Origin of the sequence: Embleya sp. NPDC005575 (genome assembly GCF_040605455.1) — a bacterium.
In the GTDB taxonomy this organism is placed as follows: Bacteria; Actinomycetota; Actinomycetes; order Streptomycetales; family Streptomycetaceae; genus Embleya.
Window position 1 is genome coordinate 1 of the sequence record NZ_JBEXCV010000034.1, and the last position, 17,824, is coordinate 17,824.

The following is a 17,824-nucleotide window of genomic DNA, read 5'->3' on the forward strand; positions in this document are numbered from 1 at the left end:
CGGCCGTCGGCCTCGACCGGCCCGCGCCGGCTCCAGCCGTCCGCCCGGGCCGGCGACTTGGCCCGGCTGCTCGACCTCGGGCCCACCGACGTCCCGGTCGACCCGGGCGAGGTGCGCTACCCGGCCAACAACGTGCTGGTCGCGGCGTACGGCGCGACCGGATCCGGTCCGCGCTCGGTGCTGTTCGTCGGGGTGGACGGGATGACCGGGACCGACGGCAAGCGGCTGGAGCACATGGTCCGCGGCATGGTCGACTACGTGAACGGGAACGGTGGCAGCGTCCCGGACGGGGTGACGATGAAGGGCTACGATGCCGGCCCGCTGGGCGGCACGCTGGAATGCATGCCGGCCTCGGTCGCGCAGCCGGCGGCGATCTGCGGGTGGGCGGACCGGTACTCGACGGCCGTGGCGTACTTCGAGCAGTTGTCGGCGGACCGGGCCGCGGCGAAGTTCAAGGCGATGCGCGCGGATCTGGAGCGGTAGCGGCGACGGGCCGGCGGTGGCCGTGGCAGTCGGCTGTGCTCGTGGGGCCGGCGACAGCCTCGGGATCGGCGGCTCGGGGTCGAACGCCGGTTCGTGCGTCGCCTCGCGGCCGGGTCGTCGTTGTACCGGGTACCGATGACGTTCGGCCGAACCGCGGGTGGTGGGGGCGATGGGCGACGGATATGGCGGGTGGCAGGGGCCCGGGACCGGCGGGGCGGGGTATCCGACCGGGCCGCCGGGTGCCGCGCCGCCGACGCAGAGCCGCTCGCGGGACCGGATCGCGATCCTGGTGGGCGTACTGGGCAGCGTGGCGGTGGTGGTCGCGGCGGTGGTGGTCGTGGTGCTGTTGCTCGACTCCGGCGGCGGTGCGCCCGAGCCGCGCGGGCTGCCGACCGCGCCGGCGGGCACCCGCGGCGCCGGACCGCTCGTCATGCCGGCCACGATCGAGGCCCGGGGCCCGATCGCCCGGACCGCGCTGCCCTCGACGGTCGCCGATCTGGACGCGACGATGGCACGTACCTTCGCGGACGTCCGCACCGAGGTCTTCGGCGGTGGGCAGAACGCCGAGACGGTGCTGCTGACCCTGGCCACCCGGCGCGACCGGGCACCCGCCGAGTACGTCAGGGGCTTCGTGCCGGCCGTCCCGGTGACCGAGGACCCGGCCGTCCCCGGCCCGCCGGGGCTGCTCCGCTGCTGGAGCAACCCCACCACGGCGATGTGTCTGTGGGGCGACGACCACGACCTCGTCTACGTCAGCGACGGGGCCGGCGTCGCACACGCCCGACTGGTGATCGCGAACGTGTACGCGGGCAGTGCCCGCTAACGGAACCGACACGCCCGCCGGCCGGAACGTGGCCGACGCGCCGCCCGCTCGACTCGGGCGCGCTTGCCGCTCGTCTCAGGCGCTCTTGTCGCGCCGCTCGCGCTTGACCACCTCGCGCGGCACGAGCGTGGGGTTGACGTGCTTGAGGACCACCTGGTCGGTGACCACGACGCGGGCCACGTCCTTGCGGGACGGAACCTCGTACATCACCGACTGGAGCACCTCTTCGAGGATCGCCCGCAGACCGCGCGCACCGGTGCCGCGCATGATCGCCTGGTCGGCGATCGCCTCCAGCGCCTCCATCTCGAAGTCCAACTCGACACCGTCGAGTTCGAACAGCCGGCGGTACTGCTTCACCAGCGCGTTCTTGGGCTCGGTCAGGATCTGGATGAGCGCCTCGCGGTCCAGGTTGTGCACCGAGGTGAGCACCGGAAGCCGACCGATGAACTCGGGGATCATGCCGAACTTGAGCAGGTCCTCGGGCATCACGTCGGCGAACGAGTCGGCGCTCTCGACATCGCGCTTGGAGCGGATCTGCGCGCCGAAGCCGATGCCCTTGCGGCCGACCCGGCCCTCGATGATCTTTTCCAGCCCGGCGAACGCACCGCCCACGATGAACAGCACGTTCGTCGTGTCGATCTGGATGAACTCCTGGTGCGGGTGCTTGCGCCCGCCCTGCGGCGGCACACTCGCGGTGGTGCCCTCGATGATCTTCAGCAGCGCCTGCTGGACACCCTCACCGGACACATCGCGGGTGATCGACGGGTTCTCGCTCTTGCGAGCGATCTTGTCGACCTCGTCGATGTAGATGATCCCGGTCTCGGCCTTCTTGACGTCGTAGTCGGCCGCCTGGATCAGCTTCAGCAGGATGTTCTCGACGTCCTCGCCGACGTAGCCCGCCTCGGTGAGCGCGGTCGCGTCGGCGATGGCGAACGGCACGTTCAGCATCCGGGCCAGGGTCTGCGCCAGGAGCGTCTTGCCGCAGCCGGTCGGCCCGAGCAGCAGGATGTTCGACTTGGCCAGCTCGACGCCGTCGTCGCGGGACGTCTTGGCCGACTCACCGGCCTGGACCCGCTTGTAGTGGTTGTACACGGCCACCGAAAGCGCCTTCTTGGCGACTTCCTGCCCGACCACGTAGCCGTCGAGGAACTCGTAGATCTCCCGTGGTTTGGGGAGCTCCTCGAACTTCAACTCGGAGGACTCGGAGAGTTCCTCCTCGATGATCTCGTTGCACAGGTCGATGCACTCGTCACAGATGTAGACACCCGGACCGGCAATGAGCTTCTTCACCTGCTTCTGGCTCTTTCCGCAGAACGAGCACTTGAGCAGGTCGCCACCGTCACCGATGCGTGCCACGAGGTGCATCTCCTTCGCCTGGGCCCCGGATGTCCCGGACCTGGTGCCTGGTCTTTCGACGGTACCCCGCCGGAATCTCCGATCCCCCGGTTTTGACCATCAACCGGTCACCGTTGTCCGGTCGGCGGCAAGCCGCCGACCGGGCGGGGACACTAGCCGATGACCTTCCGAGGTGCGGTGATCTCGTCGATGAGGCCGTACGCAAGCGCCTCTTCGGCCGTCAGAATCTTGTCGCGCTCGATATCGTCGCGCACCTGCTCGATCGGCCTCGTGCTGTGCTGCGCGAGCATGGTTTCCAGCATGGTGCGCATGCGCTGGATCTCACGAGCCTGGATCTCCAGGTCGCTGACTTGCGCGCGCCCGGTTTCACTGTACGGCTGGTGGATGAGAATGCGGGAGTTCGGCAGCGCCATTCGCTTGCCCGGAGTTCCGGCGGCGAGCAGAACGGCGGCGGCGGAGGCCGCCTGACCCATGCACACCGTCTGGATGTCGGGGCGCACGAACTGCATCGTGTCGTAGATGGCGGTAAGCGCCGTGAAGGAACCGCCGGGCGAGTTGATGTAGATCGAGATGTCCCGATCGGGGTCCATCGACTCGAGCGTCAGGAGCTGCGCCATCACGTCGTTCGCGGACGCGTCGTCGACCTGGACGCCCAGGAAGATGATGCGTTCCTCGAACAGCTTGGTGTACGGGTCCTGCTCACGGAAGCCCTGCGACGTGCGCTCGATGAAGCGCGGCAGGACGTAACGGCTCTCGGCGCTGCGCGAGGCCGACGGTGCCAGGCCCTCGGGCCGGTGGAACAGATTGTCATTCATGGAAATCTCAGCCCTCCGGGACTGCGGACTCGACTCAGTGGCTGGGCGACCGAAAGCTGGATCGGCTCTTTCCCAGCAGCTCTTTCGGCTGGGATCAGCTGTGTGCGGCCGCCGGTGTCAGCTGGTGCTGCCGGTGTTGGGAACCTCGGCCGCACTGCGAACCACGTGGTCCACCAGGCCGTATTCCTTGGCCTCCTCGGCGGAGAACCAGCGGTCGCGATCCGAGTCGTGCTCGATCTTCTCGGGGGCCTGCCCGGAATGGTGCGCGATCAGGCGAGTCATCTTGCGCTTGGTACGCAGGAGCTGCTCTGCCTGGATCTTGATGTCCGACGCCGAACCACCGAGACCGGCGGACGGCTGGTGCATCAGGATCTCGGAGTTGGCCAGCGCGATGCGCTTGCCGGGGGCCCCGGCGGTCAACAGGAACTGGCCCATGGAGGCGGCCAGGCCCATCGCGACGGTCGCGACATCGTTGCTGATCCACTGCATCGTGTCGTAGATCGCCATGCCGGCGGTGATGGAGCCACCGGGCGAGTTGACGTAGAGCCAGATGTCCTTTTCCGGGTCCTCTGCGTTCAGCAACAGGAGCTGGGCGGAAATCGCGTTGGCGATCTGGTCCTCGACCACCGAGCCGAGGAAAATGATCCGCTCGCGCAGCAACCGGTTGTAGACCTGGTCGTCGAGCCCCATCCCACCCGGCTGAGATGCACGCGAAGTGGGCACCGCGAGCCCCGGAGTCACGATCTGCGGATTCGTCACGTATCCACCTGCTCGTTTCCGACGGCAATCCCGAGCCGTCACGAAGTCGACCTTGGGAGGCACCTGCGTTCGTGGCGGGTGACCCCCTTCGTACAGCGACCCTAACGCGCAGATCGTCGCAGGCCATCCCAGACTCAGGACTGTTCGCCCAGAGCGCAGCAAGGCGGTATCCGGGCGGTATCGGGGTAGTCGCGTGGATCGAGCGAGGCCGCGGCAACGGCCCTCCGGGCCGGCGAGGCCGCGCAACGGGCGGTACGGGTGGGGGCCCGGCGCGCGGGAGGGCGGCGAATGCGCGGGCGGGCGGCACATGGGTCTGGGGTGTGCCGGTGGCGCAAGTCGATCGGAACCGGCCCGGGACCGGGGAGGTGAACGGGCGGCTCGGGGCGGGCCGCGTCGGGGCCGGTCGGCTCTGGGCGGGGCGGAGGAGGTGAACGAGCGGGTCGGTCGGCTCGCGTCGCCCGGCTCGGGGGGCGGGGGCGGGTGCGGGCCACGGCGAGCGGCCGGTGTGGGGCCGGGACCGGGACCGGGGCGAGGCCCCGGGCGGCCATGAGCCACATGCCCCCGCCGTACGAGGGCAGGCTCGCCGCCGGCGAGGGCAGGAACGGCTGCCGTGAGCCACTGATCCGACAAGCCCGACATCGGAACACCGACTCGGTTCGCGCGGAGGCTCCTCGGGGCCGTCGAAGGCGTCTCCGTACCCAGCCACATCCCGGCCCGCCGCCGACCACGAGACCGGCTCCGCTCGGCACTTCGCCCGCGCGAGCGGGTGCCCGCAGCCGGTGATCCGCCGAGCGCACCCCGTCGCCGGATAGAAGCTTGGCGCCCGTACCGACCGTGGGACCGGCTTCAGGCCCACCCCGAGCCTCGAAACGCCCTTCACATCGCACGCCGTGCCCGCGCCCGCCCGAAAGACACTCGACCGGTGGGACGTGGGACTCGACTCCCGGCCTTCTCCGGGCGTGGGAACCGCTCCCCCGCCCACACGTCCCGCGCCCGAAACGCACACGGGCCCGGTCCCCGCCGAAGCGGGGACCGGGCCCGATGTGTCAGGTCCTACGCGTACCGCGCGGGCCGCGGATCACCCCGGCCATCGCGGATCGCGCGGGTGTCGCGCGGGTGGGGATCAGGCCTCGGCCTTGTCCTCCGTGGCCTCGTCCGACGCGGCGACCTCTTCGGTCTCGGCGTGGTCGTGGCCCTCGTGGTCGTCCGCGCCGTCCGCGTGCAGGTCGACGCCGAGGCTGACCTCGTTGCCGGACGCGTCCTTGGCCTTGGCGCCCTTGGCGATGACCTCGAGCGCCTTGCCGCGAGCGACCTCGCCGACCAGGACCGGCACGTAGCCGGACTGCATGACCTGCTGCGCGAACTGGTCCGGGCTCATGCCGGACTGCTGCGCACGCTGGATGAGGTGCTGGGTCAGCTCTTCCTGGTTGACGGAGAGCTGCTCCTTCTTCACGACCTCGTCCAGCACGAACTGGGCGCGCATGCCCTTGCGGACGCTGTCCTGGAGCTCGGTCTCGTACTCCTCGGCGGTCTGGCCCTGGATCTCCAGCCACTTGGCCAGGTCCATGCCCATCATGCCGAGCTGCTGCTCCAGCTGACCGCGACGCTGCTCGATCTCCTCGGTGACGACGCTCTCCGGCAGCGGCACCTCGATCTGCTCGAGAAGGGCTTCCAGAACCTTGTCCCGACCCTCGTTCTGCTGGTCGTGCAGCTTCTGGTGGTCGAGCTTCTCGCGCAGGTCGGCCTTCAGCTCGTCCAGCGTGTCGAACTCGCTCGCCAGCTGCGCGAAGTCGTCGTCGAGCTCGGGGAGCTCCTTGGCCTTGACGGTGGTCACCAGAACCGACACCTCGGCCGTCTGCCCGGCGGCGCTGCCACCCTGGAGCTCGGTCTCGAAGGTCTTGGTCTCACCGGCCGACGCACCGATGACGGCGGCGTCGAGGCCGTCCAGCATCGTGTCGCCGCCGATCTGGTACGACATCGCCGTGGCGACGCCGTCCTCCAGCACCTCGCCGTCGACCTTGGCCTCGATGTCGATGACGACGGTGTCGCCCTCGGCTGCGGCCCGCTCGACGGTGTTCAGCGCACCGAAGCGGTCACGCAGCTCTTCGATCTTCTCGGCGACGTCCTCGTCGGTGACGGTGATGTCATCGACCTCGACCTCGATGCCGGCGTAGTCCGGCAGCTCGATCTCGGGCCGGGTGTCGACCTCTGCGGTGAACTTCAGATCGGCGCCGCCGGCCAGCTCGGTCACGTCGGTGACCTCGGTGACCTCGGGCTGGCCCAGGACGCGCAGCTCGTTCTCCTCGACGGCCTTGCCGTAGGAGGAGGAGAGGATGTCATCGAACGCCTCGACGAAGACGGCCTCACGGCCGAAGCGCTGGTCGATGATGCGAGCAGGGATCTTGCCCTTACGGAAGCCCGGGACCGTCACCTGCTTGCCGATCTTCTTGTACGCCGCGTCGAGGCTGGGCTTCAGCTCCTCGGAGGGAACCTCGACGGTGAGCCGAACCCGGGTCGGGTTCAGCGTCTCGACGGCGCTCTTCACGGTAAGGGTCTCCTTGCTGCGGGCTGTTCTTCCGGGCCTGTGCATCTTGCCTGACGGCACACTGAAGGTTCAGAACCGGTGGTACCGATCCATCCTGCAGCGAATCCATGATGTGGTGGTCGGGGCGGGGAGACTCGAACTCCCGATCTCCTGCTCCCAAAGCAGGCGCGCTAGCCACTACGCTACGCCCCGTGGCGCCCGATGAAGTCTAGAGGACGACACGCTAGAGTCTGCACTGGCCGCGCACCAATCCGCTAACCTAGGCGCCACGTGCACGCCACACCAGCTGCGGGTGTAGCTCAATGGTAGAGCCCTAGCCTTCCAAGCTAGTGGTGCGAGTTCGATCCTCGTCACCCGCTCCAAAGGTAAAGGCCCAGGTCAGAGGTTGTTTCTCTGAACTGGGCCTTTGTCGTACCCGGGCTCTTTCGAGGGGCGCGCACCAGATGCGCACCAGATGGTCCCGGCGGTCTAGTCCCGGTCGGAGCGCTCCGAGGCCGGTTTCTTGACTCGATTCTTTGCCGTCTTCCGAACGGGCTTGGGCGCACCGACCGGTTTCCGCGCCGCCTGGATCTTGGCACTGACGGCGGCAGCGATCTCTTTGTCACGTTCTGCGGTCGCGTGCTGGTAGATGAGCGCCGCACGGGTCGAGGAGTGCCCCATCCGTGCCATCAGCTCACGCAGGCTCGCGCCGGTAGAGGCCGCAAGTGTGTTCCCAGTGTGCCGAAGGTCATGAAAATGGACATCTTTGGTCCCGGCTTTGCGAAGGGCCCGCTTCCAGATGCGGTTGAAGTTGTTCCGGCGGATCGCGCCGCCGCGCGGGCCAAGGAACAAGAGCGCGTCCGGCTCCTTGCCCGTGAACTCGTCCAGGTGAATCTTGATCTCCGGAAGGATCGTCTCCGGGATGGTGACGCTGCGCCTGCTCGCCGTGCTCTTGGGATCCTTCTCGTACAAAGTCCCTTGTTGGTCTGGCCACTGACCCGGCGGACGTGGATCAGCTCGTTGTCCAAGTCGACGGAGTTCCGGCGGAGGCCGGCCAGCTCACCAAGGCGGAATCCGAGAAACGTCGCGATCAGGACCATGGCGCGGCAGCGAGGGTCGATCGCTTCCGCGACGCGGAAGACCTCATCCAGGGTCAGCGTCGGTCGTTCGGGCGAGTGCTCGTCGCCGCCGCCCTTGATCCGGCACGGGTTGCGCTTGATCACACCGTCGTCGGCCGCGGTGTACAAAATCGCGCGCAGGAGTCGGTACGACTTGGCCACGGTGACTTGGCCGACGCCACGCTTGAGCAGGCCGGAGCGCCAGGCCCGGACGTTGGGCTCCTTGATGGCACGGAGTTCCTTGTCCTGGAAGGTCGGGCCGATGTGGAGCCGGAGCAGGATTTCGTACAGCTCGCGCGTGCTCACCGCGAGCTTGGGGTGATCGGCCACCCACTGTTTCGCGTACGGGCCGAAGAGCACCTTGCCCGCGTCGGGGTCGATCCAGCTCTCACGTGTGATGTCCGCTTCGACCTGCGACAGCCAGATCTCGGCGTCCTTCTTGGTCTCGAACGTCTGAGGCGATCGGTGTTCGGTGCCTTCGGGGCCGAGGTAGCTCGCGGTCCATCGACCCGAACGGTATTGGCGGACAGCGCCGAACCGGCGACGGCTCCCCTTGTTGTTCGGCATTACGCGGCCCTCCCCCACGGCTGAGCGGATCGGGGCAGGAGGGGCTGAACGGTGCCGGCACCGATGAGCGCGTCAACGGCGTCGACCGGAACGCGGACGTGACGACCGACACGGACGAAGGTGATACGCCGCTCGGAGATCAGTCGCCGGACGTATCGCTCTTTGACGTTCAGACGCTCGGCGGCTTGGGGGACGGTCAGGAGCTTGCGCGGCTTGGGTGCCTTGTCGGTCATGCGGCCCTCCCCCGGGCAGTTGCCGAATTGTTGAGCGGTCCGTCTGCGCGGGCTTTCGCCTCGTCCATGGCGGTGCGCCAGCGGACGCGTTCGGCGACCGCGCGGAGGAGGCGGTGGGACAGCGGTGCGACGTCCGGGTCGTCTCGGCCGACGGGTTGCCACATGAAGCGGTTGGGATCGGGGGCGTCGGTGGGTTGGCCGATGAGGTCGAGGACCCAGGCCCGACGCTCCGTCTTGTGGTCGGCCATGGTCTTGCCGGACCACTTGCGGGAGACGAGGACGCGCCGGCCGCCGTAGCCGAGGTGGGTGCGTCGGTGGGCTTTCGCCTTGCAGCAGCCGGGACGCAGGCCCGCGCGAGCGTTCTTCGGCTGGACCCCGTACAGCAGCCAGTTCGCGCAGGTGGGCGAGCAGGGCTCGTAACGCAGGGCTTCCACAAGTCGGTCAACGTGAGCGTGCTGCGCGCCGCTCTGGGCTTCGTGGGACTCGTGTGCGGACTTGTTGAGGTACTTGGTCAGGTAGCCGATGCAGCGACGTGCGTCCGGCGAGCCGACCAGGACGCCCTTCGCGTCGACTTGAGTCCCGAATCGGGCGACGTGAATCGGCTCCGCGTCGTCGGCCAGGTCGTCCAATGCCTCGTCCCAGGTGGGCAGTTCAGCGCCGCTCGCGGGGTCGAGATACGCACCAATCTCCGTGTCCCAGACCGGCGGTAGGTCGGTCGAGTAGACCGGTTCGTCGCAGGCCGGCCACCACACTTGGTGGTAGGTGGCCGCCGCGACCTGGCGCAGTTCGGCCCGTGAGACCGTGCCGCGGATCGCCAGGTGGATATGCGGAGCCAACCGCCGCTGATACTCCACCGCGGCGAAGTACTGCACGTCGAAGCCGACCAGGCGCCGCAGGTTCTGCACGAACCGGTCGACCAGCTTCGAGAAGTGCAGCGCGTCCCGAGCCGCCGCCCGATAGTCGTACGCCGAAGCATCGACCGGTGTCCCGTCGCGGCGTACACGCCCGTACGAGGGCAACGTCAGCGTCACGAACAGCGACGGCCGGAACACCTTGCCATCGGGCGCGGTGTACGCCTTCCCGACCGTCCGCGCGTCGACCTCACGCCGGGGCAGATCCGGGGCATCCTGCCGCCGCCGGGTCGACCGCACCCGCCGGGTGACCGGGTCCGGGTCGATGTTGCCGCGTACGCCCGAGTCGGCCAACTCTTCGTCCACGGCCGCCAGGTCTTCCGCGAGTTCGGCCTTCTCGTCGCCGCGCGCCAGGTCGTGCTTCTTCGTCCAGTCGGCCCGCAGCTCTGCGAGCAACCGCTGTTCGTCGGTCGGGTCGTCGGCTTCCTGGATCGGTTCCTCGGTCAGGTGCCATCCCTCCCGACACTGCGCCATCCGAAGCCGCCGTTTCCGCTCGGCGCAGGTCGGGCACACGCTCGCCAGCGTCGCCCCGCACGGGACGTCGACCACGGTCGTCTCACCGGTCATCACGTCGGTGCGTCGAAGCGTGATCGGGCGGACGCAGACGCCGTGCTCTTGGGCCACGGCCCGGACGACTTCGCGCGCGAGGGGCATGCGGGAGCGTTCGGCGCGGGTGCTCATCGGGTGCTCCCATTGAACGTAGTCCACACGGTCACCCGGTGACCGTGGATGGTGCCCGCGATCTCGACCCGGGTGTGTTCGCCGATGTACTCGCTCGTTCCTTCGATGCGTGTGGTCACCGGCGCGTCCAGGGCCGAAGCCCAGCGCTCCATGTCGTGTTCGGTCCCGCCGAAGACGTGGATCTTGACGGACCACACGAGATGCGTCTGCGACCATCCCAGGTCCACCGAGGTGACCGGCGGAAGGGTCGGCCGGCAGGCGATGAAGTCCGCGATGCACCGCAGGACGATCACGCTCCGGGCCATGTCCGCGTCGTACTCGGTCCGCGTCATGCCGCACCCCCGAACCCACCCGAGGACCGGCCGTAGTCGCGCACCATCGCGTCGATTGCGTCGTCGGAGACGAACGCCGCCCTCACTCGCACCGGTTCGGGCTGTGTCTCGCGCTTGACGTAGCCCACGCCCGCGCCGATCTCCGGGTCCGGGGAGATCAGGTCGGCCGCCGCGCCCCGCTCTCGGGCGCCGTTGCCCAAGACCATGTCGACCTGGTTCGGCTCGTCCAGCCGCAGCGCGATCCGGTCCGGGAACAGGTTGCGGATGTTCATCACTTCCTTGCGGGGATCCTGCAAGGCCCCGATCACGCAGAACCCGACCGAACGACCCTGGGACGTGAGCGTGGCGATGGCGGCATCCGCCCGCTTCCGCAGGTCCCGATCGGGCTGATATGCCGTCAGGAACGCCAGTTCGTCCACGATCACCACGACGAACGGGCAGGAGGCCGAGGGTTCGTGCTTGCGGACCTTTCCCGCGAACGTCTGCGCGCGGGCATTCATCTCCGCCGCTGCGGCTTCCAGCAGTTCGACCATCGCCGCCGGCTCACAGGCGTATCGCTGGAACAGCGATCGCCCGTACGAGAGTTCCATGCGCTTGGGATCGCACGCCCAGAGCTGCACAATGCCCACCCGCGTGGCGGGCAGCAGTGCGCGCACGACGCCCCACATCACCGAGCCCTTACCGGCCCCGGTCACGCCCGCGACCAGGACGTGAGTGCCGTGCAGCCGCAGCCGCCACGGCGACCCGTCGTCACACCGCCCGATCTCCACCGACGCGAACTCAGGCCGCCACGGGTCCTCCCTCTCGGCCGGCGCCTTCCCGTACTTGATCGAGGCCAGCCCCGCGGCCCGCTTGACGACGTCGCCCAATCCGGGCATCGGGGGTGCCTCGAACGGTTCCGCCAGCGGGTCCGCGAACCAGGCCCGCAGGACCACCACGCCACGCCCGGGGGACGATGCCTCGACCCGGAAGACGCCCCACGTGTGGGCGATGCCCTCCACGTGATCGCCGAGGTTCTTCGGCGTCTGCCCCGGCAACAACGACACCGTCACGTCGAAGCCCAGCTCATGCCGGCGGATGCGCAGGATCCGCGGATACCGGTACTCGAACGTCTCGTCGATCCGCGACACCGGCTCTTGCTGCCACACCCCGATCGCCTTGGACAGCGCAGGCCACCCACGCCGCACCCGGGCCGCGAAGGAGAACAGCCACCACCAGACGGACGCGACCCCGACCGTCACATACACGAACAGCAGCAGGGACGAGGCGACGACACCGCCCCGGGCCCGCACCACCTCGAACACGACGTACAACACCGCGAGCAGTAAGGCCCCGATCCGCACCACGGGCCTGTGGAAGACATGCATGATGGACGTACCCCTTCGAAGATCACTTGTGTCGTTCGGATGGGGAGCGGCCCCGGTGCGACGAACCCGCCAAAGTCAGTCCGCACCAGGGCCGCGCCTGTCTTGCCCTACGCCGACGAGCCGTCAGGCCGCCGCCGTCTTGATCGCGCTCTTCAGCGGCCCACCCGGGGCCCGCAGGCCCGACGCGCGGTAGGAGAACGCCACACGGTTGGTGGACTGGTTGAGGTACGCCGTCACCGTCAGGCCCTCGAACTCCACCGGCCGAAACGGCAGCCCCGGCAACGTGTCCGGCAACACCGGCTCCGCGTCCGCCGCGACCTTCACCTTCACCGTGGACTCGTTCGCGTCCGGGTCACCGTCGACCACCGACACCGCCCACACCGGCAGCCCCGTCACCTTGTCCCGCGCCTGCACCTTCACCCCGCCCTTCGACGCCTCGAAATCGGCCACCGGAGCCACCGACTTCGCGAACGCCCCGAACGGGAACACCGCCGCGAAGGACACTGGGATCGCACCTTTGATTGCCACGAGAAAGCACCTTCCAAGAGTCTCGGTCTAGCACCCGTAGTACGGGTGCTATCCAGATTGCTACCCGTAGTACGTCTTGTCAAGGCGGTTGCCTTACGAGATGCTTCCAGCGGGCGACATGCCCGGAACAACACGGGCGAGAGGGAAGGAAACGGGCCATGGAGAAGTCGCCGCGCAAGCCGCGCTACCAAGAGGTGGCGGACTACCTACGGGAGGGCATCCTCAACGGGACCTTCCCCGCTGGCCAGGCGCTCCCGTCCGAGGAGATCCTGTCCAAGGAGTTCGGCGTCTCCCGCCCGACCGTGCGCCAAGGCATCGCGGAGCTTCGCGCGGCCGGCTTGGTCGAGGTCCTCATGGGTCGCGGGATGTTCGTCCGCTCGCCTAACGCTCGCCCGAACATCACTCGCCCGCGGGGGATCCGGAAGGATCGCGAAGGCCGCTACGTCGAGGCGGACGCCATCCAATGGACGTCCAACGACGAGCCGATCGCCACCCGCACCGACGCCCCCTTGGCACTCGCGGATCTTCTCCGCATCCCACCGGGCGAGCCGATGTTCACGTACGACGAGCTGCAAACGGCAGAGCGCGGCCGGCTACGCCAGTCCCACCGCACCTACGTGCCCTTCTCCCCGCTCATCGGGACGCCCTTCGAGGAAACGGCGCCGCCACCGGCACCCGCTCTCTACGTCGAACTCGAACGTCTCGGACATGTCCTGCACTGGACCGAGAGCGTTCGCGCCCGCATGCCGCTGCCGGACGAGGCGACCGCTCTCCGCCTGGTCGATGGTGTGCCGTTCTTCCAGGTACTGCGCCTGACGCTCAATCAGCACGACAAGCCCCTCGCACTCGAAGAGTTCAAGATTCCGAGCGACGACCTAGAGATCACCTACGGATTCGGAACGGTCTGACCCGGCCATTCGGCCCCGGACAGGTCCGATCGGAAACGCAAGAATCCCCACCCGTTGACCAATCGGGCGGGGATTCTCTCGTTCGACAGACGGAGCAGCGAAAGTGCCGCCCCGTCAATCGAAGCTTGGTGTCAGCTCGTCGGAGACACGCCGTCAGCGGGATCCACGGCTTCGGACACGTGCGCGATCTCCTCACAGACACCGCGCAGCAGGGCCTGCAAGAGGACCCGCCCCGCGTCGGCCGTGACCCGTTCCAGCCGGACGAAGCCCTGTCCGAATCCGTTGACGTCGGCCTTGAGATAGGCGAACGCGTCTTCCAGGCCCAGAGCCCGCAGTTCGACCACGAGTTCCTCGGTCGCCGCACTCGCGTCCGCCCAGCCGCGCACGTACGGAATCTCGGGGTAGAGGTTTTCGGCCCGCGCTTCGAAGTCGTCAGTCATGATCACACCCCACTTGCTCCGTCGGCCCGTTCACCGTCACCGCCGCTGCCCAGGCCCCGAGCGAATTCCTCGTCGCCGAGCGACTCGCGCGCCACGCGCAGGAGCTGAGCCAGCCGACGAGCCGCAGCCGGAGTCGTGCGCCCCAGGACGACGATTCCTTTGCCGAACGCGTTGATGTCGGCCTGGAGGTACATGAACGATTCCGCGAGATTCGCCGCCAACAGCACGTCCCGCAACTCCGAGACGACCACCCGCGCTTCGTACCACGCATCGCCCGAAAGGCTGTCCTCATCGGAGTTGTCAGTCATCGGATTCGCCCGCTTCCTGGCAGCTGCCGAACGCCCGTGCCGATGCGACCGTCTTGCTGGCCGCAGCCAGTTGTGTGGCCAAGTCGCCCACCGCCGAGTTCAGTTCCTCCCACGACCCGGAAGGTGGCTTCACCCACGCGTAGCGATTGCCGGACCAGGCTCCGGGCCCCGCGATCACCACGAAGCCACCAACCCCGAGATACCGGTAATCGACCCTCTCGACCGCTCCTGCTTCGCGCAGAGCGGCGCGGATCGTGTCGCTCGACTCGACGGGTACCAGGAATGCCACCCGACTACTGGCGTAGTCCACCAGCGCAGGGCAACAGGTCGAGGAAGACGACTCCATGAGCAGAAGCGAGAGCGTCTCGATCCCGAGGCGGTAGTGCACGCTTACCACGTCGAAGGTTCGGCCAGTGGGCAGAACCTGCGACATGAGCGGGTTGACCAACCACTGCCTGCGGCACTCCTTTGGATCGTCCGCAGCGTCCGATAGCCATGTCGGTGCTTCCAGGGATTGCCAGTTCACATGCGCTCACCTCATCCGTCCGCCCAGTCGGCGATCTTCGATCGAAGCGCGATATCGCTCGACCTGACGAACAGCGTTGACCTGATCCGCACGTAGTCAGAAGATGACGACAGGTGACGGGGGATGACGGGGCGCGTGTCACCCCTCCCCGCGTCGTCCACCCCAGTACGGAGGAGACCGATGACCACGGACAATGCTCCGACCGGGCCGCGGCGTCCCCTCGCGGAAGCGCGAGCCGCGCACGGGTGGACCAAACCGCAGCTCATAGCCCGTCTGCGCCGTGCAGCCGCCGCCGACGAACGGACGTTGCCGCACGAATCGAGCCTGGCCCGGTTGCTGGCCTTCTGGGAGAACGGGCACCGTGAGCCCGACCAGATGTACCAAGCACTGCTGTGCGAGGTCTACGCAGCCACCCCGGTCGAGCTTGGGTTCGCCCAGCCGCCCGGCCAGTCGTACCAAGGCGACCCCGACGATTTCGCGTTCGAGTTGCTGACCCGCCTGGAGACGTCCGCTCGCGTGGACGCAGGTCTCGTCACTCTGCTCCGCGATCAGACGCACAACATCCGCCTTCAAGACCGCAGGTTGGGCGCCGCCGCGGTGTCCGACCAGATGCGCGCCCACATCCGCCAGGTCGACGACCTCTTGCAGCACACGATCAGCCCGAACCAGCGGGCGGACTTGGCGGGAGTACTGGCCGCAGCATCGACGTTGGCCGGATGGCAGGCCATCGACACGGGCGAACTCAAGGAAGCATGGGCCCATTACGAGCGAGGCAAGACAGCCGCTCGCGAGGCGGACGATGTAGCCGTACTCGCCCATGCCACGGCCGAACAGGCTTACGTACTGATGGACTTGGGTCGCGCTGATGCGGCCTTGGCCGTCATCGAGCACGCCCACCAGCGGGACCAGGCGAAGCTGCCGCCCGTGCTGCGGAGTTGGCTCTACGCAGCAGAAGCCGAAGCACACGCAGCCAACAACGACGAGCGCAACGCGCTGCGAGCCATGGACGCGTCGGCCTCCATCCTGCCGAGCGACGCGGAGAACAATCCCGAGGTGCCCTACGTCTCACTCAACCTGGCCCACTTGGCCAGGTGGCGCGGCAACTGCCTTGCCCGACTCGGCGACGAGACCGCCATCTCGGACCTGACGGACGCCCTCCACGACATGGACGGCACCTTCACGCGCGCGGAGGCCGCGCTCCGGTGCGACTTGGCTATGGCCCTCCTAGCCAAGGGCGAGAGCACCCACGCCCGCCAAGAGGCGGCCCGCGCCCGGCGCTTGGTCGCCGTCGTCGGCTCAACACGCCAACGACGGCGACTGGACAACCTCACGCGCCGCTTCTAGTCCTCGTCGCCCGCCAGACCGGCCCGGATGAGCTGAGTCTGCATGAGCCCGACGAGCGTCCCGGAACTCCAGATCTCCCCGCGGCGGATCATCCGAGGAATCTCGCTCAACGGCACCCACTCGTTCCGCTGGGACTCCGTCACCTCAACGGGATCCCCCACCTTCTCGGCACCTTCGCAGAGGTACACGTCGTGCCACGAGTCGACCATGCCCACCATGGGCTGGAACCGAGAGATGTGCCGCATCGACCGACACCGATAGCCGGTCTCCTCGATCAGCTCCCGGATCGCGGTGTCCTCGGGATCCTCCCCCTCGTCGACCAGGCCGCCGGGCAACTCCCAGCCCCACCGATCCGACACGAACCGGTGCCGCCACATCAGCAGCACCCGTTCCTCGTCGTCCACTAGGACCATCACGGCCGCCGGCTTGAGCTTCACCACGTGATGCTCGAACCGATCCCCATCCGGCAGCTCAACATCCGTCAGGAAGACCCGGATCCACTCGTTGTCATAGACGACCCGTTCACCGTGAACCCGCCAGGCCGTCGAAGTGTCATCGTCAGTAGCCACGCGACGACGCTACCGGCCGAACGATCTACGGGCCGGCCCCAGCAAGGATCAACACCGCCGCAACCACTGCCGAATTGAGCTGTACTGGATCAAGCGGCGCGCTGTGCGCGCCGATCGGTCGGGCCGGGGGCGCGCCGCGCGTGCGGCGTGGCCGCCGTTCACGGCGCGCCCCCGGCCCGACCGATCCCTTAGCCATCTGCTTTGCGCAAGCCACTTTGTTCGGAAGATGCCGATTCGGAACGAACCGCATTCTGGGCGACCGAATAGCTCCTGATATTAACGGGAATATCGACGGTCTTTACGTTCGGCCATTCCCTTCCCGCACCTACGCCAACCCCGGCCGCACCGATCGCATCGAGATACTTTGCGATTTTCCCCGCACCCATTCGCCCAAGAACGTGCGTAACCATTCTGGCAACGGGATCTGAATAATAAGGAGAGTCCTTGATCTTTGATTGATCCTCATGCTGACCCATGTAAACAGTCTCGACCATTCCGCCCCAGAGCATAGGGAAGTTCAACCAGGTTCCTAGGTCCGCTACGCAAAGAAAATCAAGAAGCTCTGCGGGAGACTCGCTGTAGCCGTATCCCGCCGAGAAGGCGGACTCGATCACTCCAATGGGGTTGGATTTCGGACCTTGCCACGAATGAGAGTGGGCAAGCATCCCATAAAAGAACTCTCCAGCCCTCCGTCCTTCGAGGCGCATCATCCTTTCCAGAATGGCAGAAGTTTTAAGAGCCTCATCAATATGCAATGACCTCAAAGTCAATTTGCACTCGAAGGCTGCCACCACAGCGGGCGCCAGGTAAAGTTTGTCGGAAATCAGACCCACGGGGTAGCTCGGATCGAGCACAACGATGTCAATCTGGGGGCTCATCTGACCGTCAGAGCCGAGAATGATACCTTTGGTTTCGACCCGATACCCAACTGGGATCCATTTTCTGAGAAGCTCGGCCCAACTCTCTTCGGCTCGGTCGCCCGCAGTACCAGGATCCGAATTAGACATGCGTTTAATAGATTTCGAATCCTCCAAGATTTTTTCAGACATTCTTTCCAGGAACAGCCTAACCTCATGCTTATTATCCATATTTCCCCATTTACAACTCTATATAAACTTTTCTCACCCACGATACCATCAATGAATTTCGGGGGAGGCTAAATTTCACTTACTGATAATGGTGCGCTTTTCCTACTGGACTGCGAGCCGACTGGGAGCTGGCCACGCGACCTT

At 67.1% G+C, this 17,824-nt stretch carries 19 protein-coding genes, 2 tRNA genes and 1 pseudogene; 5 read left to right on the plus strand and 17 right to left on the minus strand.

Annotated features, from left to right (window positions below; all coding sequences use genetic code 11):
• On the plus strand, window positions 1-483 hold a 483-nt coding region (locus ABZS54_RS14420), incomplete at its 5' end, for a hypothetical protein (RefSeq protein WP_355534667.1).
• A 169-nt stretch (window positions 484-652) separates the two neighbouring features.
• Window positions 653-1,306, plus strand: a complete 654-nt coding sequence (locus tag ABZS54_RS14425) for a hypothetical protein (RefSeq protein ID WP_355534669.1) — start codon at window positions 653-655, stop codon at window positions 1,304-1,306.
• 75 nt (window positions 1,307-1,381) lie between these two features.
• Here ABZS54_RS14425 and clpX read toward each other — a convergent pair whose 3' ends face one another.
• The 5 genes from clpX to ABZS54_RS14450 all read right to left on the minus strand — a co-directional run bounded on the left by clpX (window position 1,382) and on the right by ABZS54_RS14450 (window position 6,973).
• A complete protein-coding gene (clpX, locus tag ABZS54_RS14430; RefSeq protein WP_355534671.1) occupies window positions 1,382-2,662 on the minus strand; it encodes an ATP-dependent Clp protease ATP-binding subunit ClpX in 1,281 nt (426 codons plus the stop codon).
• Between the two features lie 152 nt (window positions 2,663-2,814).
• Window positions 2,815-3,477 carry an ATP-dependent Clp protease proteolytic subunit gene (locus ABZS54_RS14435; RefSeq protein WP_020550725.1) on the minus strand — a complete coding sequence of 221 codons (663 nt, stop codon included), beginning with the start codon at window positions 3,475-3,477 and terminating at the stop codon, window positions 2,815-2,817.
• A 117-nt stretch (window positions 3,478-3,594) separates the two neighbouring features.
• Window positions 3,595-4,167, minus strand: a complete 573-nt coding sequence (locus ABZS54_RS14440; protein WP_355534673.1) for an ATP-dependent Clp protease proteolytic subunit — start codon at window positions 4,165-4,167, stop codon at window positions 3,595-3,597.
• 1,192 nt (window positions 4,168-5,359) lie between these two features.
• The gene (tig, locus tag ABZS54_RS14445; protein ID WP_355534675.1) at window positions 5,360-6,781 is read right to left on the minus strand and encodes a trigger factor; all 1,422 of its coding nucleotides are present in this window, start codon (window positions 6,779-6,781) and stop codon (window positions 5,360-5,362) included.
• A 116-nt stretch (window positions 6,782-6,897) separates the two neighbouring features.
• Window positions 6,898-6,973 (minus strand) — tRNA-Pro (locus tag ABZS54_RS14450).
• A 96-nt stretch (window positions 6,974-7,069) separates the two neighbouring features.
• Here ABZS54_RS14450 and ABZS54_RS14455 point away from each other — a divergent pair.
• A tRNA-Gly gene (locus ABZS54_RS14455) sits at window positions 7,070-7,143 on the plus strand.
• 106 nt (window positions 7,144-7,249) lie between these two features.
• On the opposite strand, the gene ABZS54_RS14460 is transcribed toward ABZS54_RS14455, so the two are convergent.
• From ABZS54_RS14460 to ABZS54_RS14490, 7 genes and pseudogenes are all read right to left on the minus strand, one after another.
• Window positions 7,250-7,732 carry a tyrosine-type recombinase/integrase gene (locus ABZS54_RS14460; protein ID WP_355534677.1) on the minus strand — a complete coding sequence of 161 codons (483 nt, stop codon included), beginning with the start codon at window positions 7,730-7,732 and terminating at the stop codon, window positions 7,250-7,252.
• Window positions 7,733-8,127: 395 nt separating this feature from the next.
• Window positions 8,128-8,445 (minus strand): annotated as a pseudogene (locus ABZS54_RS14465) (site-specific integrase); the annotation flags it as partial.
• Window positions 8,445-8,678 (minus strand): helix-turn-helix domain-containing protein, encoded by a 234-nt coding sequence (locus ABZS54_RS14470; RefSeq protein ID WP_355534679.1) that lies wholly within the window; start codon window positions 8,676-8,678, stop codon window positions 8,445-8,447. The gene ABZS54_RS14470 and the pseudogene ABZS54_RS14465, both read right to left, overlap by 1 nt.
• Window positions 8,675-10,270 (minus strand): replication initiator, encoded by a 1,596-nt coding sequence (locus ABZS54_RS14475; protein WP_355534681.1) that lies wholly within the window; start codon window positions 10,268-10,270, stop codon window positions 8,675-8,677. The genes ABZS54_RS14470 and ABZS54_RS14475 overlap by 4 nt, the downstream gene beginning before the upstream one ends.
• On the minus strand, window positions 10,267-10,602 hold the full coding sequence (locus tag ABZS54_RS14480; protein WP_355534683.1) for a hypothetical protein: 336 nt from the start codon (window positions 10,600-10,602) through the stop codon (window positions 10,267-10,269). Before ABZS54_RS14480 ends, ABZS54_RS14475 begins: the two co-directional genes overlap by 4 nt.
• On the minus strand, window positions 10,599-11,969 hold the full coding sequence (locus ABZS54_RS14485; RefSeq protein WP_355534685.1) for an FtsK/SpoIIIE domain-containing protein: 1,371 nt from the start codon (window positions 11,967-11,969) through the stop codon (window positions 10,599-10,601). The genes ABZS54_RS14480 and ABZS54_RS14485 overlap by 4 nt, the downstream gene beginning before the upstream one ends.
• Window positions 11,970-12,092: 123 nt before the next feature.
• Window positions 12,093-12,497, minus strand: a complete 405-nt coding sequence (locus tag ABZS54_RS14490; protein WP_355534687.1) for a plasmid replication, integration and excision activator — start codon at window positions 12,495-12,497, stop codon at window positions 12,093-12,095.
• Between the two features lie 158 nt (window positions 12,498-12,655).
• Here ABZS54_RS14490 and ABZS54_RS14495 point away from each other — a divergent pair, with 158 nt between their 5' ends.
• Window positions 12,656-13,405: a GntR family transcriptional regulator gene (locus ABZS54_RS14495; RefSeq protein WP_355534689.1), complete on the plus strand. Its 750-nt coding sequence runs from the start codon at window positions 12,656-12,658 to the stop codon at window positions 13,403-13,405.
• Between the two features lie 131 nt (window positions 13,406-13,536).
• Here ABZS54_RS14495 and ABZS54_RS14500 read toward each other — a convergent pair whose 3' ends face one another.
• From ABZS54_RS14500 to ABZS54_RS14510, 3 genes are read right to left on the minus strand one after another with little or no spacing between them, the layout of a single operon-like run.
• Entirely contained in the window at window positions 13,537-13,845 is a 309-nt protein-coding gene (locus tag ABZS54_RS14500; protein WP_355534691.1) for a hypothetical protein, read from the minus strand.
• A gap of 2 nt (window positions 13,846-13,847) precedes the next feature.
• Entirely contained in the window at window positions 13,848-14,153 is a 306-nt protein-coding gene (locus ABZS54_RS14505) for a hypothetical protein (protein WP_355534694.1), read from the minus strand.
• Complete coding sequence (locus ABZS54_RS14510; protein ID WP_355534696.1) at window positions 14,146-14,679, minus strand: bifunctional DNA primase/polymerase; 534 nt, start codon at window positions 14,677-14,679, stop codon at window positions 14,146-14,148. Before ABZS54_RS14510 ends, ABZS54_RS14505 begins: the two co-directional genes overlap by 8 nt.
• 180 nt (window positions 14,680-14,859) lie before the next feature.
• Here ABZS54_RS14510 and ABZS54_RS14515 point away from each other — a divergent pair, with 180 nt between their 5' ends.
• Complete coding sequence (locus ABZS54_RS14515) at window positions 14,860-16,023, plus strand: XRE family transcriptional regulator (RefSeq protein WP_355534698.1); 1,164 nt, start codon at window positions 14,860-14,862, stop codon at window positions 16,021-16,023.
• On the opposite strand, the gene ABZS54_RS14520 is transcribed toward ABZS54_RS14515, so the two are convergent.
• Both ABZS54_RS14520 and ABZS54_RS14525 read right to left on the minus strand, forming a co-directional pair.
• Window positions 16,020-16,592 carry an NUDIX hydrolase gene (locus ABZS54_RS14520; protein ID WP_355534700.1) on the minus strand — a complete coding sequence of 191 codons (573 nt, stop codon included), beginning with the start codon at window positions 16,590-16,592 and terminating at the stop codon, window positions 16,020-16,022. The genes ABZS54_RS14515 and ABZS54_RS14520 overlap by 4 nt on opposite strands.
• Before the next feature lie 188 nt (window positions 16,593-16,780).
• Window positions 16,781-17,641, minus strand: a complete 861-nt coding sequence (locus ABZS54_RS14525) for a DUF6602 domain-containing protein (RefSeq protein WP_355534702.1) — start codon at window positions 17,639-17,641, stop codon at window positions 16,781-16,783.
• Between the last annotated feature and the right edge of the window lie 183 nt (window positions 17,642-17,824).

Bases quoted from the DNA above. Each gene is read 5' to 3' on its own strand.
- ABZS54_RS14425 (WP_355534669.1), top strand. From the start codon at position 653: ATGGGCGACGGATATGGCGGGTGGCAGGGGCCCGGGACCGGCGGGGCG.
- ABZS54_RS14435 (WP_020550725.1), bottom strand. From the start codon at position 3,477: ATGAATGACAATCTGTTCCACCGGCCCGAGGGCCTGGCACCGTCGGCC.
- ABZS54_RS14440 (WP_355534673.1), bottom strand. From the start codon at position 4,167: ATGGGGCTCGACGACCAGGTCTACAACCGGTTGCTGCGCGAGCGGATC.
- ABZS54_RS14470 (WP_355534679.1), bottom strand. From the start codon at position 8,678: ATGACCGACAAGGCACCCAAGCCGCGCAAGCTCCTGACCGTCCCCCAA.
- ABZS54_RS14475 (WP_355534681.1), bottom strand. From the start codon at position 10,270: ATGAGCACCCGCGCCGAACGCTCCCGCATGCCCCTCGCGCGCGAAGTC.
- ABZS54_RS14480 (WP_355534683.1), bottom strand. From the start codon at position 10,602: ATGACGCGGACCGAGTACGACGCGGACATGGCCCGGAGCGTGATCGTC.
- ABZS54_RS14485 (WP_355534685.1), bottom strand. From the start codon at position 11,969: ATGCATGTCTTCCACAGGCCCGTGGTGCGGATCGGGGCCTTACTGCTC.
- ABZS54_RS14495 (WP_355534689.1), top strand. From the start codon at position 12,656: ATGGAGAAGTCGCCGCGCAAGCCGCGCTACCAAGAGGTGGCGGACTAC.
- ABZS54_RS14500 (WP_355534691.1), bottom strand. From the start codon at position 13,845: ATGACTGACGACTTCGAAGCGCGGGCCGAAAACCTCTACCCCGAGATT.
- ABZS54_RS14505 (WP_355534694.1), bottom strand. From the start codon at position 14,153: ATGACTGACAACTCCGATGAGGACAGCCTTTCGGGCGATGCGTGGTAC.
- ABZS54_RS14515 (WP_355534698.1), top strand. From the start codon at position 14,860: ATGACCACGGACAATGCTCCGACCGGGCCGCGGCGTCCCCTCGCGGAA.
- ABZS54_RS14525 (WP_355534702.1), bottom strand. From the start codon at position 17,641: ATGTCTGAAAAAATCTTGGAGGATTCGAAATCTATTAAACGCATGTCT.